This is a genomic window from Halomonas sp. DP8Y7-3 (genome assembly GCF_019801675.1).
Taxonomy (GTDB): Bacteria; Pseudomonadota; Gammaproteobacteria; order Pseudomonadales; family Halomonadaceae; genus Halomonas; species Halomonas litopenaei_A.
This window is the reverse complement of the sequence record NZ_JAHVIO010000014.1, coordinates 276,075-291,985: the sequence shown is the minus strand read 5'-3', so window position 1 is coordinate 291,985 and position 15,911 is coordinate 276,075. Positions and strand designations below refer to the sequence as shown.

Genomic DNA, 15,911 nt, shown 5'->3' with positions numbered 1-15,911 from the left:
ATGACCCGACGCGGCTCGTCGCTTGGCATCTTTCTGCTCGTCGTCCTGCTGGGGGCGGGCGGTCAGGCGTTATGGCTATGGCTTGATCGTCCCATCGAAAGAGTGTCCATTGGAGGTGAGCTGCATCATGTGGACGCTTCTTATCTCAAGCGACAATTGGCACCCTTGGTACAGGGCAAGACCTGGCTGTCGGTGGATCTGGAGGCCCTGCGGGAAGAGGCGCTCAAGGTCGGCTGGTTGAAGGAAGTGCGCATTCGTCGCGAGTGGCCGAATGCGCTCACCTTCGAGCTGGAAGAGCAGCGCCCGGTGGCCCGTTGGAACGATGACAAGCTGTTGAATGCCGAGGGCGAGCCCTTCGCCTACGCTCCGGTAGCGCCCCCTGACGGTCTGCCGGACATGGCGGGTCCGGTGGGGGCGGGCGCAGAGGTGCTGGCCTACTTCGCCACCCTGGAGCAGCGCTTGGAGCGGATGGGGCTCGACGTGCAGCAGCTGCGCCTCGAGCCACGCGGTGCATGGCGCTTCCAGTTGGCCAGTGGGGTCTGGATCATGCTCGGGCGTGGCGATCTCGAAGCACGCCTCGGGCGTCTCGAAGCCGCTTGGCGAGGTGAGTTGGGCAGTGTGGCGTCGCACATTCGCTACATCGATCTGCGTTACCCCAACGGGGTCTCCGTGGCCTGGCATGGTGAGACGGAGCCGGTCGATGGGGGCGAAGCGTCCAATGGCTGAGCGTCGCCTTTAATCGACAAAAGAACGACGGCGATTAAAAGTGGCGACACTCTTGCTGCTCAAAGACAGGTTTTCGAGGTTTCTTTTGTTTAAATGAGCCCGTATCGTGGAATGAATGAACGTCCTGGGCTGGCCGAACAAGTGCACTTGTTTCTATAATCGTCCCAGGTTTTTTTATAACAGCGGCAGGTTCCAAGGTTACGGAATCCGTTCAAGGAGATTTCCCGGCTCATGGCAGGTCCATCCAACGTGTCCAATATGGTAGTCGGGCTGGATATCGGAACATCCAAGGTCGTAGCGATCGTGGGTCAGCCCACCGACGATGGTGGCATCGAAATCGCCGGTATCGGCTCTCACCCTTCCCGAGGTATGAAAAAGGGAGTGGTGATCAATATTGAGTCCACGGTTCAGTCTATTCAGCGTGCGGTGGAAGAAGCGGAATTGATGGCAGGTTGCGACATTCATTCCGTGTATGTCGGCATTGCAGGAAGCCACATCAGTTCCATGAATTCCGACGGGGTCGTGGCCATCAAGGAGCGGGAGGTCGCGCCATCGGATATTGATCGCGTCATCGACTCCGCCAGGGCCAGGGCTATCTCAGAAGGGCAGCGTGTCCTGCATGTATTGCCCCAGGAATTCGCCATCGACACCCAGGGCGGAATTCGCGAGCCGCTGGGCATGTCCGGTGTGCGCCTGGAAGCCCGTGTTCACCTGGTCACCGCTGCGCTCAATGCGGTGCAGAATATCGAAAAGTGTGTGCGTCGCTGTGGCCTGGATGTGGACGCCATTATTCTCGAGCAGTTGGCGTCCAGTCATGCGGTGCTGACCGAAGACGAACGCGAGCTGGGTGTGTGCATGGTGGATATTGGTGGCGGTACCACCGATATTGCCGTATTCACCGAAGGCGCCATCCGTCATACTGCAGTGATTCCGATTGCCGGTGACCAGGTCACCAACGATATCGCCATGGCGCTGCGCACACCCGCGCAGTACGCCGAGGAGATCAAGGTCAAGTATGCCTGCGCTCTGACTCAGCTGGCCTCCAGCGATGAGATGATCAAAGTGCCGAGCGTTGGCGACCGTCCTGCACGGGACCTGTCACGCCAGTCCCTGGCCGAGGTGGTAGAACCTCGCTACGAAGAGCTGTTCACCCTGGTGCGTGACGAACTGCGCCGCAGCGGCTTCGAGGATCTGGTGGCTGCTGGCGTCGTGTTGACCGGCGGAACCTCGCGCATGGAAGGTGTGGTGGAGCTTGCCGAAGAGATATTTCACATGCCGGTCAGGGTAGCCTGTCCGCAGAATGTGAGAGGTCTCGCCGATGTGGTGCGAAATCCGATTTATTCGACGGGTGTCGGTTTGTTACATTACGCTCTACATGAAGCCCGTCAGGGTCGTGCTCACCAAGGGCAGGGTGGCACCACCTCGGCGCAACCGAGGCGCGAGGACGTCTCCCGGCGTGGACCAGAGGAAGGGATTCCGGCGCTGGAAAAGATAAAAGGCTGGTTCAAAGGAAATTTCTGAAAGGGCCGCTCAAGCGGCTCAGGAGACGGGGCAAATGTTCGAAGTCGTAGATAGCGCGCCCTCAAGCAGCGCGGTCATAAAAGTCATCGGTGTCGGTGGCGGCGGCGGCAATGCTGTCAATCACATGGTCGAGAGCAGCATCGAAGGGGTGGAGTTCATCTGCGCCAACACTGATGCTCAGGCGCTCAAGCGGGTGTCAGCCAAGACCGTTCTGCAACTTGGTGGCGAGATCACCAAGGGGCTCGGCGCCGGTGCCAATCCGGAAGTCGGCCGCCAGGCGGCCATGGAAGATCGTGAGCGCATCGCCGAGCTGCTTGGCGGTGCCGATATGGTTTTCATCACGGCTGGCATGGGTGGCGGTACCGGCACCGGTGGCGCGCCAGTGGTCGCCCAGGTGGCCAAGGAACTCGGCATCCTGACCGTTGCCGTGGTCACGCGCCCGTTCCCCTTCGAAGGTCCCAAGCGCATGCGCGCAGCCGAAGAGGGGATGAAGGAGCTGTCCGAGCACGTCGACTCGTTGATCACCATCCCCAACGAAAAGCTGCTGTCCGTTCTGGGCAAGAGCGCCACTCTGCTGACCGCCTTCAGTGCCGCGAATGATGTGCTGCTGGGTGCGGTTCAGGGGATTGCCGAGCTGATCACCAGTCCGGGCATCATCAACGTCGACTTTGCCGACGTCAGAACGGTGATGTCAGAGATGGGTATGGCGATGATGGGAACCGGTGGAGCCACCGGTGAAAATCGTGCTCGCGAAGCCGCCGAGAAGGCCATTCGCAGCCCGCTGCTGGAAGACATCGACCTGCACGGCGCCCGGGGCATTCTGGTCAACATCACGGCAGGGCCAGATCTCTCCATTGGCGAGTTCAACGACGTCGGTGCCACTGTCCAGGAGTTCGCTTCCCAGGACGCCACCATCGTCGTGGGTACCTCCATCGACATGGATATGACCGACGAGTTGCGCGTTACCGTGGTGGCAGCGGGCCTGGATGCGCAGGTGTCGCGTCAGCAGAAGCCTGCCAGCCAGCAGCAGACTCGACGTCCTGAGGCGCGTCAACGCCCCCAGCAGGGTGCGATCAATCGCAGCCAGGGTGGCGCCGGCGTCGCGGCAGCGAGCAAGCCTGAGCCGCAGGAGTCCGCGCGACCCCAGGCCGAGAAGCGCAAGTCACAAGAGCTCGACGATTATCTGGATATCCCGGCGTTCTTGCGTCGGCAGGCGGATTGATCGAAACGAGCGTAGAGTTTTCCGGGTGCGGGCATCGGAAGGCAAGGTTTTTTTGTTGAAACGTCCGTTCGGTGTTATAGTGAACGGTGTTTCATAACCAACGACTGCCTGGCGACTGCACAATGATCAGACAACGCACCCTGAAAAACGTCATCCGCGCGACGGGCGTGGGACTGCACTCCGGCAAGAAGGTGTATCTCACCCTTCGTCCTGCGCCGGTGGACACGGGCATTGTGTTCGTGCGCACCGACCTCGAGCCGGAAGTTCGCATCCCGGCCCAGGCGATGAACGTCACCGACACTACCCTGTGTACTGCCCTGTCCCAGGATGGTGAAAAAGTTGCGACGGTGGAGCACCTGATGTCCGCCTTCGCGGGTCTCGGTATCGACAATGCCTACGTGGATGTCAGCGCGCCGGAAGTGCCCATCATGGACGGCAGCGCCGGACCCTTCGTGTTCCTGATCCAGTCTGCGGGTATTCAGGAGCAGAATGCGGCCAAGAAGTTCATCCGCATCAAGAGCGAGATCAAGGTCACCGAAGGCGACAAGGAAGCGATCTTCCTGCCCCACAAGGGGTTCAAGGTGTCCTTCGCGATCGATTTCGACCATCCTGTGTTCGAAGATCAGAAGCAGACGGCCATGGTGGACTTTTCCACCACCTCGTTCGTCAAGGAAGTGTCCCGCGCGCGGACCTTCGGCTTCATGCGTGATCTCGAGTATCTGCGGTCCAACAATCTGGCCCTTGGCGGTAGCCTCGACAACGCCATCGTGGTGGATGATTACCGCATCGTGAACGACGGTGGTCTGCGTTACGACGATGAATTCGTCAAGCACAAGGTGCTGGATGCCATCGGCGACCTTTACCAGCTGGGACACAGCCTGATTGGCGAGTTCCGCGGCGTGAAGTCCGGGCATGCGCTCAACAATCAGCTGTGCCGTGCCCTGATCGAGCAGCCGGAGGCCTGGGAAATCGTGACCTTCGAGAGCGAGGCCGAGCCCGCTCCGATTTCCTACGCAGCGCCCGCCATGGCGTGATGTCGCGGGTGGCAGGGTGATGTGAGCGTCCCGCAGATCGCCAGTCTCACCTCGCTTGCCATTGCCTGTTGTTGCCCGTGCCCGTACTCGTGACCTGCATCGACGCCGCCCCCAGGGGCGGCGTTTTGCTGTTTGAGAGTTCCGTGGCGAAGGGAGAGTTCCGTGTCGAAGGGGGGCGGGCGAGCAATGCCGCAAACCGAGTGGACGTCACGAGCGTACGTTGCCAGTGCGCGTCGAGCGTGCTTGTTGCGGCTGGTCGCTAGCGCAGTGTGGTAGGTGGGGTGGCCGGTCGATGGGTTCGTTGCGCGGCCGTGGGCGACACGCTGCTAGCGGTCGGAGCGGGCTTCTGCATGGGCGGCCAGCCGTTCGAGGGCACGCTTCAGACGAGGGTCTTCGATGTCTGCCGCACAGCTCGACAGCTCATCTCCGGCCTCGGCCGGCAGCCGCCTGACCTGTCGGGGGGCGACCTTGGCAGGGCGTACCGGGCGGACCTTGAAGTGAAAGCCGGTGACCGCCTGAAACTCCGGCAGCTGGTGCAGGCTCTCCAGCAGTCGTGGCTGTTCGTAGCGCAGTCGTGTGAGCCAGGCCGCGCCATCGGTGATCAGGGTCAGGCGTCCGTCACGAAAGCCGCCGACAAACAGATGGTCGGCCAGGGGGGCTGTCAGCTCGCTACGCAGGTGCTCCTGGGCACGCTCGATCAGTCGTGCCATGCGCATCAGTCCGCCCAGTTCCCCGCGGCCTCCAAGAAGGCCGGTCATGGACTGGGCGCGGAACCGCTTAACCTTTATACTCATGAGCTTGTGTCTTGGGGTTTCCCAGGATCAATGGAGAGTGTGTCGTTGCCAATGGGTGGCACCGAGACTAGCACGCGACGGAGTTGCCCGACAGCATGACAGCCCTGGAATCACATCGTAGCTGCCCCCGCGAGGCGAGTGCCCGGCGTGTAGCACGGTGGTGGCTGGCCGGTTTGCTGGTAGGGTGTCTGTTACCGGCGAGCCTGGCGGCTGCCGAGTCGCCCAGAGCGACCGAGCGGCTGGTGCAGATATGTATCATGGCCCCGGCGGTCATACGCGCGCATACCATGCTCAAGGCCTGTCGGCATCGGCTGGCCACTCACCCGCGAGTCTCCCTCACCTATCACCCGGTACGCGCTGATCTGCGCCGGGATGCCTTTTATTTGCCTGCGGTCGCTGCACTGGATGTACGCGCGCCAAGGGCTCCCCCTGTCGTTGGCTGACATCAAGGACGTCGTTATTGCGTGAGTTTTCCGATGAGCGGAGAGCTCACTTCAGCCAGTCAATGTCAGGAAGTGTCATGATCAATTCCCTGTTGCGTAAAGTGGTCGGTTCCAAGAACGACCGTGACGTCAAACGTATGTTTCGCCAGGTGCGCGCCGTCAACGAGCTCGAGTCGAGCCTGGAGAGCCTGGACGACGCGGCCCTGAGTGCCCGCACGGCGGAGTTCCGTGAGCGTCTGGCCGGGGGCGAGTCGCTGGACGCGCTGCTGCCGGAAGCCTTTGCCACCGTGCGCGAGGCCAGTAAGCGGGTCATGGGCATGCGCCATTTCGATGTACAGCTCATTGGTGGCATGACCCTCAATCGCGGTCGGATCGCCGAGATGAAGACCGGCGAGGGCAAGACCCTGGTAGCCACGCTGGCGGTGTATCTGAATGCGTTGCCCGGCAAGGGCGTGCATGTCGTCACCGTCAACGATTATCTGGCACGGCGTGACGCCAACTGGATGCGCCCTCTGTATGAGTTTCTGGGGCTGTCGGTGGGGGTGATCTACTCCGGCCAGACGTCTGAAGAAAAGCGTGATTCCTACGCCTGCGACATCACCTATGGCACCAACAACGAGTTTGGTTTCGACTACCTGCGCGACAACATGGCGTTTTCGCTGGAGGACAAGGTTCAGCGTGACCTCTACTTCGCCATTGTCGATGAGGTCGACTCGATCCTGATCGATGAAGCTCGCACACCGCTGATCATCTCCGGTGCAGTGGATGAAAACACCGAGCTTTACAAGGTGGTGGATCGCCTGGCCCAGGAGCTTGCTCCGTGCACCGACGAGGAAGATCCCGAGAGCGGCGACTTCACTCTGGACGAGAAGCAAAAGCAGGTAGAGTTGACCGAGGGTGGTCACCATCGAGTGGAGGAGCTGATGCGGGCCCAGGGGCTGCTGGGCGAGGAGGACTCTCTCTACGCCGCGCAGAACCTCAACCTGCTGCAGCACATGCACTCGGCCCTGCGTGCACGACACCTGTACCACGTCGACGTGGACTATATCGTCAGTGACGGTCAGGTCGTGATCGTCGATGAGCATACCGGTCGTACCATGCCCGGCCGCCGCTGGTCGGAAGGCCTGCACCAGGCTGTCGAGGCCAAGGAGGGCGTGACGGTTCAGCGTGAAAGTCAGACGTTGGCCTCGACGACCTTCCAGAACTACTTCCGCCTGTACGAAAAACTGTCCGGCATGACCGGTACTGCGGATACCGAGGCCTTCGAGTTCCGTCAGATCTATGGACTCGACGTGGTGGTCATTCCCACCAATCGCCCGCTGGCGAGAAAGGACATGAATGACCTGGTGTACCTCAGTGCTGAAGAGAAGTACGAGGCCATCATCGAGGACGTCAAGGTACAGGTCGAGGCCGGTCGTCCGGTGCTGGTGGGTACCGCATCCATCGAGACGTCGGAGTATCTGGCTGAGCTGATGCGCAAGTCGGGCATCGACTTCAACGTGCTCAATGCCAAGCAGCACCAGCGCGAAGCCGACATCATCGCCCAGGCCGGTCGTCCTGGTGCCGTTACCATTGCCACCAATATGGCCGGTCGCGGTACCGACATCATGCTGGGGGGCAACTGGGAGGCGGAAGCAGCCACCCTGGACAACCCCTCCGACGCCGATGTCGAAGCGCTCAAGGAGGCTTGGAAAGAGCGTCACGAGGCCGTGCTGGCGGCCGGAGGCCTTCACGTTATCGGTTCCGAGCGTCACGAGTCGCGGCGTATCGACAACCAGTTGCGCGGCCGCTCCGGTCGTCAGGGTGATCCGGGCTCCACGCGCTTCTTCCTGTCCCTCGAAGACAATCTGATGCGTCTGTTCGGCTCCGAGCGTGTGCAGAAGCTCATGCAGGCGCTGGGACTCGAGCGGGGCGAAGCCATCGAGCACAAGATGGTGTCCAATGCGGTGGAGCGTGCCCAGAAGAAGGTCGAGGGTCGCAACTTCGACATCCGCAAGCAGCTGCTTGAATATGATGATGTGGCCAATGACCAGCGCCGTGTGATCTACGAGCAGCGCAACGAAATTCTGGCGGCCAGTGACGTGTCCGAGAATGTGATGGGCATTCGCGAAGAGGTGCTGGACGAGGCGATCAGTGCCTTTGTGCCGCCTCAGAGCCTGCCGGAGCAGTGGGACCTGGCCGGGCTTGAGGCTCACCTCAAGAGCGAGTACCAGCTCGAGGCGCCGGTGGTGCAGTGGGCGGAAGAGGATGACCGGTTCCACGAGGAGCAGCTGCGCGAACGCCTGCAGACTCAGCACCGCGAGACCTATCAGGCCAAGGTGGCCATCGCCGGTGAAGAGCTGATGCGTCGGTTCGAGAAGCAGGTCATGCTGCAGGTGCTGGACACTCGCTGGAAAGAGCACCTCCAGTCGATGGACCACCTGCGTCGCGGCATTCACCTGCGTGGTTATGCGCAGAAGAATCCGAAGCAGGAGTACAAGCGCGAGTCCTTCGAGCTGTTCCAGAATCTGCTGACCAACATCAAGGCCGACGTCACGCGTATCCTCAGTCACGTCCAGGTGCGTGCGCCAGAGGAAGTCGACGCACTCGAGCGCCAGCGGCGCGAAGCCTTGGCTCGGGAAAGCGCCCAGGCGGCCAGTCGGCATGACGAGGCGCCGGCAGCGGAGGACGATGGCCAGCGGCACGTGAATGAGATGGCTGACCAGCGTCCAGTGCGCCGCGATGCCCCCAAGGTCGGTCGCAACGACGCTTGCCCGTGCGGTTCTGGCAAGAAGTACAAGCAGTGCTGCGGCAAGCTCAGCTGAGCAAGCTGCACCGCCGATGATGACGACGACCCCGGGCAATGTCCCGGGGTCGTCTCGACAGCAGGAGACTAACGATGGCAGTGGGTGACAGCAGTTTTCCAGCAATGACGCCGATCGCTGGCGTGCGTCTCGGTACCGCCATGGCCGGGATCAAGAAGCCTGGCCGGCGGGATCTGGTGCTGATTGAGGTGGCCGAAGGGGCCTCTGTGTCGGGCACGTTCACCCGCAACGCCTTCTGCGCTGCGCCGGTGCATGTGGCCAAGGCGCATCTGGCCAGCGCGCCGGCAACTCGCTACCTGGTGATCAATACCGGCAACGCCAATGCGGGCACCGGTGAGATCGGCATGCGCGATGCCAGGGCCACCTGTCAGCAAGTGGCCGACATTGCCGGGGTGAGCAGCGAGCAGGTGCTGCCGTTCTCTACCGGTGTCATTGGCGAGCCTCTGCCCATGGAGCGCCTGCTTGCAGGCCTTCCTGAAGCGGTGGATCAGCTGAGCGACAGTGCCGAAGCCTGGCGCCAGGCCGCCGAAGGCATTCTGACCACAGATACCCGCATCAAGGGCGCCGCGCGCCGCGTGATGCTCAAGGGCGGCGAGGTGGTCATCAATGGGATCGCCAAGGGCTCAGGCATGATTCGCCCGGACATGGCCACCATGCTGGGGTTTGTCGCCACGGATGCGGCCATCGAGCAGGAGGCCCTGGATGCCTGGCTGCGGGACGGGGTGAAAAGGTCGTTCAACAGTATTACCGTCGACTCTGATACCTCGACCAACGACGCGTGCATGCTGATCGCCACCGGGCAAGCCGCTGCCGTGGCTGACGCCGAGGATGAGCGACGCTTTCGCCAGGCTCTGGATGAGGTGCTGGTGAGCCTGGCTCAGGCGATCATCCGTGATGGCGAGGGCGCGACCAAGTTCGTCACGCTGGCGGTGTCCGGCGCGCGCAGCGTCGATGAAGCGCGTGAGGTAGCGTTTACCGTGGCCCACTCCCCACTGGTCAAGACCGCGCTCTACGCAAGCGATGCTAACTGGGGGCGTATCCTGGCGGCGGTGGGACGCGCCCAGGTCAGTGACTTTGACGTGGACCTGGTCACCATCGACCTGGGGCCGGTGCGCCTGGTGGAGCATGGCGGCAGGGCGACAGGCTACACCGAAGAGGCCGGTAGTGCGGTGATGGCAGGAGAAGAGATCACCATCGCCATCGATCTCGGTCGCGGCGAGGCGTCGGCAATGGTGTGGACATCCGATCTGTCCCACGATTATGTCTCGATCAATGCCGACTACCGTAGCTGATTCATCCGCAAGGCATGATCTGCGGATGAATCTCGCTGTCTGAATCGGTATCCTATGCCGACTTTTATCCTGGCCCACCCGACTGAAAACTGGCGCGGGCATGGCCCGCGAATCCAAGCTGGTAACGTTGAATGAACACTATGGTGAAGAGAAGGGTGCATGTGGCGGCGGCCGCCATCATCAGCCCAGACGGTGACGAAGTGCTGCTGGCCCGGCGTCCTTCCAATGTCGACCACGGCGGCCTGTGGGAGTTTCCCGGCGGCAAGCTGGCGCCCTACGAGACCGGCCTGGAGGCGCTCAAGCGTGAGCTGCATGAAGAGCTCGGTATCGAGATACGTCGTGCCCAGCCGTTGATCCGCATCCACCACGAATATCCCGACAAGCACATCCTGCTCGATGTGTGGCAGGTAAAGGATTTCTCTGGTGAGCCGTTCGGGCGTGAAGGGCAAGCGGTGCGTTGGGTGCCCATGGGTGAGTTGATCGGCTATCCCTTCCCGGCCGCCAATCTGCCGATCCTGCGGGCAGTGATGTTGCCGTCCGAGTACCTCATCAGTGACGAAGAGGCCGATGAGGAGGTGTTTTCCGCTCGCCTGGAGCGTGCGCTGGTCGAAGATGCCGTGCGCCTGGTGCAGTTGCGTGCCAAGACGCTGGACACCGACGCGTATGTGGCGCGTGCCGAGCGGGCTCTGGAACTGTGTCGCCGCCATGGCGCACGGCTCATGCTCAATGGCGAACCCGAATTGCTCGACCGGGTTGATGCCGACGGCATTCACCTGACCAGCGAGCGCTTGATGGGCCTCGAGCGACGTCCGATTGCCGAGGGCAAGTGGTTGTCGGCGTCTACTCATGACAAGGCACAGCTGGACCAGGCCCACGTGATTGGCTGCGATTTCGTGACGCTGTCTCCACTGCGCACCACCCCGTCGCACCCGGAAGTGGCGCCCATTGGCTGGCACGATTTCCAGCAGCTGGTCGAGCGTGCCGGCATGCCGGTCTATGCACTGGGCGGCATGACCCGCCATGATGCCAATCACGCCCGTGCCGTTGGCGCCCAGGGCATCGCCTCAATTCGCGATTTCTGGAAGTCATAGCGGGCCGTTGAGCACGCATCAGGTTGCTATCATCAAAGAGCCCCCGCAGGTCAATGACCTGCGGGGGCTCTTGCATCATGCGCCGGGTGGTTGGCTCAGTCCCGGAAGCGGCGGGTCAGCTCGCCATAGGCATCGATGCGGCGATCTCTCAGGTAGGGCCAGATGCGTCGCACCTGCTCGCCGTGAGCCAGGTCCAGGGTGACCAGCAGGGTCTGGGCCTCTTCGCCGGCGTGCGCCAGCAGCTCGCCCTGTGGGCCAGCGACGAAGCTGCCGCCCCAGAAGTCGATGCCTGGGCTGACGCCGGAGTGGTCCGGTTCGTGGCCCACCCGGTTGGCGACCAGAACCGGTACGCCATTGGCCACAGCATGGCTGCGCTGGATGATGGTCCAGGCATCCTTCTGGCGTGTCTTTTCCGCGTCATCGTCATTCGGTGCCCAGCCGATGGCGGTGGGGTACAGCAGCACCTCGGCGCCGGCAAGGGCCATCATGCGTGCCGCTTCCGGATACCATTGATCCCAGCACACCAGGACGCCGAGTCGCCCGACCGAGGTGTCGATGGGGGTGAAGCCCTGGTGATGTGCGGGGTCATGATCTCCCGGGGTGAAGTAGAACTTCTCGTAGAAGCCGGGATCATCGGGAATGTGCATCTTGCGGTAGTGACCCACAGCGCCCTTGGCGCCGTCGTAGACCACCGCCGTGTTGTGATAGATGCCGGGCGCACGACGTTCGAACAGCGAGCCCATCAGCACAATATCGAGTTCGCTGGCGAGTGCCGCCAGGCGTGTCCCGGTGGGCCCGTCCAAGGGTTCGGCGAGATCGAACAGGTCAGGATCTTCGTACTGGCAGAAGTAGTGGGTGGCATGCAGCTCCTGCAGCATCACCAGCTTGGCTCCCTGGCCGGCCAGGGAGCGGATGGCCTGTTCGCTGGCATCCAGGCTGCGTGCCTTGTCGGGCCAGGCCGGTTGTTGCACCAGGCCCACGGTCAATTGGCGCGTCATTGGTGTGCTCCTTCAAGGTTGAGAGTGCCGCGGGGCCACTGCATGGTCAGGCAGTGCAGGCTGCCATGCTGGGTGATGGCGGCGCTGGCATCGATGGGAATGATGTCATGCTCCGGGAAGGCGCCTGCCAGGGCGTTGAGCGCCGCCAGATCCTGTCGATCGCCGTACACCGGCACCAAAACGGCACCATTGATGATCAGAAAGTTGGCATAGGTAGCCGGTAGCCGATGTCCGTCGTCGCCATCCCGGCACGCGGCTGGCCAGGGCAGGGGGATCAGACGGTAGGGCGAGCCGTTGGCCTGGCGCAGCGCCGTCAATTCCTGCTCCATGGCGTGCAGGTCGGCGTAGTGGGAGTCGGCGGGATCATCGCAGCGCACGTAGGCAATGGTCTCGGCATCGCAGAAACGGGCCAGGGTGTCGACGTGACTGTCGGTATCATCCCCCTCCAGGTGTCCATGGCGAAGCCACAATACTCGCGTAAGCCCAAGCTGGCTGGCGAGCCAGTCCTCGACCTGTTGCCGGGACAGGTCAGGGTTGCGATTAGGGTTGAGCAGGCAGGCTTCGGTGGTCAGCAGAGTGCCTTGCCCGTCGGTTTCGAGAGCGCCACCCTCCATGACAACATCGCTGGTGGTGACGGGGCAGCGTATCCAGCCCGCCGTGACCAGCTGCTGCGTGAGGGTATTGTCGCGATCAGCGCGAAACTTGCCGCCCCAGCCGTTGAAGGTGAGGTCGTGGAAATGCACAGCGTCGCCATCCTGGCTGGCCAGTGGGCCATGATCACGGGCCCAGGTGTCGTCCGCCTCGACCACGACGAGGTGTACTCTGTCGGTAGCGGCACCTCGGGCCATCAGGCGCTGGTGCAGACCATCGCCGCAGGCAGGGTCGGGTACCCCGATGATGACGTGCTGATAGCGGCTGATGACCAGCGCCAGCTGCTCCATCATGGCCTCGATGGCGGGCAGGGTATCGGCCCAGTCGCTGTCAGGGCGGGGCCAGGTCAGCTGGACGGCGTCCTGGGGATGCCACTCGGGAAGCAGGCGGTTCATGGCAGTGTCCTGGAGGTCGAAACGGCGAAATGTAGGCCTGCGAGCAGGAAGATGCAAGGATCTCGCAAATCCCATGCCGTGGCGATGCAGAGGCGTGCAAAAAACCGTACCATGGCGGCCTGCCGACAAGGAAAGAGTCCATGCTTGATCGATTGCCATTTCTGATCGGCTTGCGCTATGTGCGAGCCAAGCGACGCAACCACTTCATCTCCTTCATCTCGCTGACGTCCATGCTGGGGCTCACCCTGGGCGTGGCGGTACTGATTCTGGTGCTGTCAGTGATGAACGGTTTTGACCGAGAGCTACGCCAGCGGGTGCTGGGCATGGTGCCCCACACCCAGATCGAGCAGGCCGGTGGCATGACCGATTGGCAGCCTCTGGCCGAGCGTCTGACCCAGCGCGAGCACGTTATTGGTGCCGCGCCCTATATCCAGCAACAGGGCATGTTCTCCCAGGCCGGACGTAATCAGGGCGCCATGGTCAACGGCATCGATCCGCAGTGGGAAAGCCGCGTTTCCATTGTCGACGAGAACATGTCCCAGGGCTCTCTCGATGACCTGCAGCCGGGTGAGTGGCACATCGTGCTGGGGTCGATCCTTGCCAACAATCTGAGGGTCGATGTCGGTGACAGCGTGACCCTGCTGGTACCCGAAGCCTCGATCACTCCGGCTGGCGTATTCCCGCGTCTGAAGCGCTTCACCGTCAGCGGTATCTTCAGCGTAGGGGCCGACCTGGATGCCAACCTCGCCTATGCCAATATCGAGGACATGCAGACCTTGGCACGCATGGGCGATAGCGTTGGTGGCCTGCGTCTTGAGCTGGATGACCTGTTCCTGGCCGGTCAGGAAACCCAGGCCATCGTCAATGAGCTGGGCGCTGGCTATCGCGGCTACGATTGGACCTTTACCCGTGGCAACCTGTTCCAGGCCATCCAGATGGAGAAGCGCATGATCGGGCTGCTGCTGACGGTGATCATTGCCGTGGCCGCGTTCAATATCGTCTCTACCCTGGTCATGGTGGTGACCGACAAGCATGCCGACATCGCCATTTTGCGCACGATTGGCGCCACGCCTCGTTCGATCATGGGGATCTTCATGGTTCAGGGGATTGCCATCGGCGTGATCGGCATCCTGATAGGGGTTGCGCTGGGCATCTTGCTGGCGCTGACAGTGTCCGACATCATCGCTTTCGTGGAGTCCACACTGGGGATCCATTTCCTCGATGCCGGCGTCTACTTCATCAGCGACCTGCCGTCAGAGCTGATCTGGAGTGATGTGTATCAGATCGTTGCAGCCGCCTTTGTGCTGACCTTCCTGTCCACCCTCTATCCGGCGTGGCGAGCCGCCCGGGTCCAGCCTGCCGAGGTGCTGCGCTATGAGTGATGTTGTCAATCAGCCGGCAGCGACCGAGGCGCCGACTGCCCAGGCGCCCGGCAAGGTAATGCTGGAATGTCATCAGCTGTCCCGCGTCTACGACGAGGGGCCCGCCGACCTGGTCGTGCTGGATCAGCTGGAGCTCAAGGTGCACGCCGGGGAGCGCGTCGCCGTTGTCGGTAGCTCCGGGTCTGGCAAGACGACCTTGCTCAACCTTCTGGGTGGGCTGGATAGCCCCAGCGCTGGCGAGGTTCGTGTCGATGGAACGGTGCTGCATCAGTTGGGGGACGCCGAGATCGGCCGTTTTCGCAACCGCCACATCGGCTTCGTCTACCAGTTCCATCACTTGCTGGCCGAGTTCTCCGCGCTGGAGAATGTGGCGCTGCCGCTGATCATTCGCGGGAGTCGCAAGCGCGATGCCGAAGACAAGGCGCGGGCGCTGTTGCAGAAGGTGGGGCTGGGGCCGCGTGCGGATCACAAGCCCGGCGAGCTGTCCGGTGGTGAGCGCCAGCGCGCGGCCATTGCCCGCGCCCTGGTGACCGACCCCAGCTTGATGCTGATGGATGAGCCCACCGGGAATCTGGACAAGCACACCGCGGCCAGCATTCTGGCGCTGATGGATGAGCTGGCTGCCAGCGCGCGCTGCGCTTTCGTTATCGTCACCCACGACCCGGAGCTCGCCGCGCATCAAGACCGCGTGTTGCGCCTGGACAACGGCCGTCTCCAGCCCGACTGAATCGAGAGGCCGAGTCGATTGGCTGAGCCGATTGGCTGAGCCGATTGGCCGAATCAAGTGGCTTAGCCGAGTGGCTGAATCGAGTGGCTTAGCCGAGTGACCTGGGTCGCATATGAATGGCCCCGCTGCATCGCAGCGGGGCCATTTTCTTTGCCAAGGTTTTCTTTGCCAAGGTTTTCTTTGCCAAGGTTTTCTTTGCCAAGGTTTTCTTTTCCAAGGTCTGGCGCAGGCCTCGCCAAGGCTGGGAGAGCGTGCCGGCAGCTGAGCGGGCGCTGCGTCAGGAGTGAGCGCGGGCCTGACGGCGGCGGCGCCGCCGCGCCTTCCAGCTGCGCGAGACCTGCCAGCGCCATAGCAGTCGAATGACCACATTGGCGAGGGCGCCGACAATCACTGCAGCCACCAGCGAGCCAAACAGCAGTGACGGCAATATGTCCATCAGCTGTCCTTGCAGCCACTCTGTGGTCAGGCGATGTGGGGCATGCAGTGCCGGTTGCTGCAAGAGCCACGCGCCAAGGCAGTAGTTGCCATAGAAGATGATCGGCATGGTCAGCGGATTGGTGATCCATACCAGGGCGACCGACAGCGGAAGATTACAGCGACCGAGGCGCGCGCCAAGTGCCGCTACCACCATTTGGCACGGAATAGGCAGCAGGGCGCTGAACAGGCCGACGCTGAATGCGTTGGCCACGCTACGCCGTGTCAGCACCCACAGCGCGGGGTCAGCAATCAGGTGAGCCATGAAGCGCAACGAGCGCTGCCGACGCAGGGCGTCTGGCGAGGGTAGATAGCGCTTTAGTAGTCGACGCGGCATGGAGTATCAGCTCAAGGCTG

The 15,911-nt window shown here is 62.3% G+C and carries 15 protein-coding genes; 11 read left to right on the top strand and 4 right to left on the bottom strand.

Going from position 1 to position 15,911, the window contains the following annotated elements; translation table 11 throughout:
• The 4 genes from KUV86_RS15815 (at nt 1) to lpxC (ending at nt 4,503) form a co-directional block, all read left to right on the top strand.
• Complete coding sequence (locus KUV86_RS15815) at nt 1–726, top strand: cell division protein FtsQ/DivIB (protein ID WP_222485525.1); 726 nt, start codon at nt 1–3, stop codon at nt 724–726.
• Nucleotides 727–957: 231 nt separating this feature from the next.
• Nucleotides 958–2,247: a cell division protein FtsA gene (gene ftsA, locus KUV86_RS15810; RefSeq protein ID WP_222485523.1), complete on the top strand. Its 1,290-nt coding sequence runs from the start codon at nt 958–960 to the stop codon at nt 2,245–2,247.
• A 34-nt stretch (nt 2,248–2,281) separates the two neighbouring features.
• A complete protein-coding gene (gene ftsZ, locus KUV86_RS15805) occupies nt 2,282–3,469 on the top strand; it encodes a cell division protein FtsZ (RefSeq protein ID WP_206937325.1) in 1,188 nt (395 codons plus the stop codon).
• Nucleotides 3,470–3,591: 122 nt separating this feature from the next.
• Complete coding sequence (gene lpxC, locus KUV86_RS15800; protein WP_222163017.1) at nt 3,592–4,503, top strand: UDP-3-O-acyl-N-acetylglucosamine deacetylase; 912 nt, start codon at nt 3,592–3,594, stop codon at nt 4,501–4,503.
• Between the two features lie 326 nt (nt 4,504–4,829).
• On the opposite strand, the gene KUV86_RS15795 is transcribed toward lpxC, so the two are convergent.
• The gene (locus KUV86_RS15795) at nt 4,830–5,297 is read right to left on the bottom strand and encodes a DUF721 domain-containing protein (protein WP_206937330.1); all 468 of its coding nucleotides are present in this window, start codon (nt 5,295–5,297) and stop codon (nt 4,830–4,832) included.
• A 95-nt stretch (nt 5,298–5,392) separates the two neighbouring features.
• On the opposite strand from KUV86_RS15795, the gene KUV86_RS15790 reads away from it, so the two are divergent.
• From KUV86_RS15790 to KUV86_RS15775, 4 genes are all read left to right on the top strand, one after another.
• Nucleotides 5,393–5,740: a hypothetical protein gene (locus KUV86_RS15790; RefSeq protein WP_222238142.1), complete on the top strand. Its 348-nt coding sequence runs from the start codon at nt 5,393–5,395 to the stop codon at nt 5,738–5,740.
• 77 nt (nt 5,741–5,817) lie between these two features.
• On the top strand, nt 5,818–8,544 hold the full coding sequence (secA, locus tag KUV86_RS15785; protein WP_206937335.1) for a preprotein translocase subunit SecA: 2,727 nt from the start codon (nt 5,818–5,820) through the stop codon (nt 8,542–8,544).
• Nucleotides 8,545–8,618: 74 nt separating this feature from the next.
• Nucleotides 8,619–9,836: a bifunctional glutamate N-acetyltransferase/amino-acid acetyltransferase ArgJ gene (gene argJ, locus KUV86_RS15780; protein ID WP_222485521.1), complete on the top strand. Its 1,218-nt coding sequence runs from the start codon at nt 8,619–8,621 to the stop codon at nt 9,834–9,836.
• Nucleotides 9,837–9,976: 140 nt separating this feature from the next.
• Nucleotides 9,977–10,927: a Nudix family hydrolase gene (locus tag KUV86_RS15775; RefSeq protein ID WP_222485705.1), complete on the top strand. Its 951-nt coding sequence runs from the start codon at nt 9,977–9,979 to the stop codon at nt 10,925–10,927.
• A gap of 95 nt (nt 10,928–11,022) precedes the next feature.
• On the opposite strand, the gene KUV86_RS15770 is transcribed toward KUV86_RS15775, so the two are convergent.
• Both KUV86_RS15770 and KUV86_RS15765 read right to left on the bottom strand, forming a co-directional pair.
• A complete protein-coding gene (locus KUV86_RS15770; RefSeq protein WP_222485519.1) occupies nt 11,023–11,925 on the bottom strand; it encodes a carbon-nitrogen hydrolase in 903 nt (300 codons plus the stop codon).
• The gene (locus tag KUV86_RS15765) at nt 11,922–12,971 is read right to left on the bottom strand and encodes an agmatine deiminase family protein (RefSeq protein ID WP_222485517.1); all 1,050 of its coding nucleotides are present in this window, start codon (nt 12,969–12,971) and stop codon (nt 11,922–11,924) included. The genes KUV86_RS15770 and KUV86_RS15765 overlap by 4 nt, the downstream gene beginning before the upstream one ends.
• A 140-nt stretch (nt 12,972–13,111) precedes the next feature.
• On the opposite strand from KUV86_RS15765, the gene KUV86_RS15760 reads away from it, so the two are divergent.
• The 3 genes from KUV86_RS15760 (at nt 13,112) to KUV86_RS15750 (ending at nt 15,367) form a co-directional block, all read left to right on the top strand.
• Entirely contained in the window at nt 13,112–14,353 is a 1,242-nt protein-coding gene (locus tag KUV86_RS15760; RefSeq protein ID WP_206937348.1) for a lipoprotein-releasing ABC transporter permease subunit, read from the top strand.
• Complete coding sequence (locus tag KUV86_RS15755) at nt 14,346–15,080, top strand: ABC transporter ATP-binding protein (protein ID WP_206937351.1); 735 nt, start codon at nt 14,346–14,348, stop codon at nt 15,078–15,080. Before KUV86_RS15760 ends, KUV86_RS15755 begins: the two co-directional genes overlap by 8 nt.
• Nucleotides 15,081–15,196: 116 nt before the next feature.
• The gene (locus tag KUV86_RS15750; protein ID WP_222485515.1) at nt 15,197–15,367 is read left to right on the top strand and encodes a hypothetical protein; all 171 of its coding nucleotides are present in this window, start codon (nt 15,197–15,199) and stop codon (nt 15,365–15,367) included.
• Here the strand turns inward: KUV86_RS15750 and KUV86_RS15745 are convergent.
• On the bottom strand, nt 15,358–15,891 hold the full coding sequence (locus KUV86_RS15745) for a DUF2062 domain-containing protein (protein ID WP_206937354.1): 534 nt from the start codon (nt 15,889–15,891) through the stop codon (nt 15,358–15,360). The genes KUV86_RS15750 and KUV86_RS15745 overlap by 10 nt on opposite strands.
• Nucleotides 15,892–15,911 lie beyond the last annotated feature (20 nt).

Coding starts and splice junctions, on each gene's coding strand:
- KUV86_RS15815 (WP_222485525.1), top strand. CDS start 1: ATGACCCGACGCGGCTCGTCGCTTGGCATCTTTCTGCTCGTCGTCCTG.
- ftsA (WP_222485523.1), top strand. CDS start 958: ATGGCAGGTCCATCCAACGTGTCCAATATGGTAGTCGGGCTGGATATC.
- ftsZ (WP_206937325.1), top strand. CDS start 2,282: ATGTTCGAAGTCGTAGATAGCGCGCCCTCAAGCAGCGCGGTCATAAAA.
- lpxC (WP_222163017.1), top strand. CDS start 3,592: ATGATCAGACAACGCACCCTGAAAAACGTCATCCGCGCGACGGGCGTG.
- KUV86_RS15795 (WP_206937330.1), bottom strand. CDS start 5,297: ATGAGTATAAAGGTTAAGCGGTTCCGCGCCCAGTCCATGACCGGCCTT.
- KUV86_RS15790 (WP_222238142.1), top strand. CDS start 5,393: ATGACAGCCCTGGAATCACATCGTAGCTGCCCCCGCGAGGCGAGTGCC.
- secA (WP_206937335.1), top strand. CDS start 5,818: ATGATCAATTCCCTGTTGCGTAAAGTGGTCGGTTCCAAGAACGACCGT.
- argJ (WP_222485521.1), top strand. CDS start 8,619: ATGGCAGTGGGTGACAGCAGTTTTCCAGCAATGACGCCGATCGCTGGC.
- KUV86_RS15775 (WP_222485705.1), top strand. CDS start 9,977: ATGGTGAAGAGAAGGGTGCATGTGGCGGCGGCCGCCATCATCAGCCCA.
- KUV86_RS15770 (WP_222485519.1), bottom strand. CDS start 11,925: ATGACGCGCCAATTGACCGTGGGCCTGGTGCAACAACCGGCCTGGCCC.
- KUV86_RS15765 (WP_222485517.1), bottom strand. CDS start 12,971: ATGAACCGCCTGCTTCCCGAGTGGCATCCCCAGGACGCCGTCCAGCTG.
- KUV86_RS15760 (WP_206937348.1), top strand. CDS start 13,112: ATGCTTGATCGATTGCCATTTCTGATCGGCTTGCGCTATGTGCGAGCC.
- KUV86_RS15755 (WP_206937351.1), top strand. CDS start 14,346: ATGAGTGATGTTGTCAATCAGCCGGCAGCGACCGAGGCGCCGACTGCC.
- KUV86_RS15750 (WP_222485515.1), top strand. CDS start 15,197: ATGGCCCCGCTGCATCGCAGCGGGGCCATTTTCTTTGCCAAGGTTTTC.
- KUV86_RS15745 (WP_206937354.1), bottom strand. CDS start 15,891: ATGCCGCGTCGACTACTAAAGCGCTATCTACCCTCGCCAGACGCCCTG.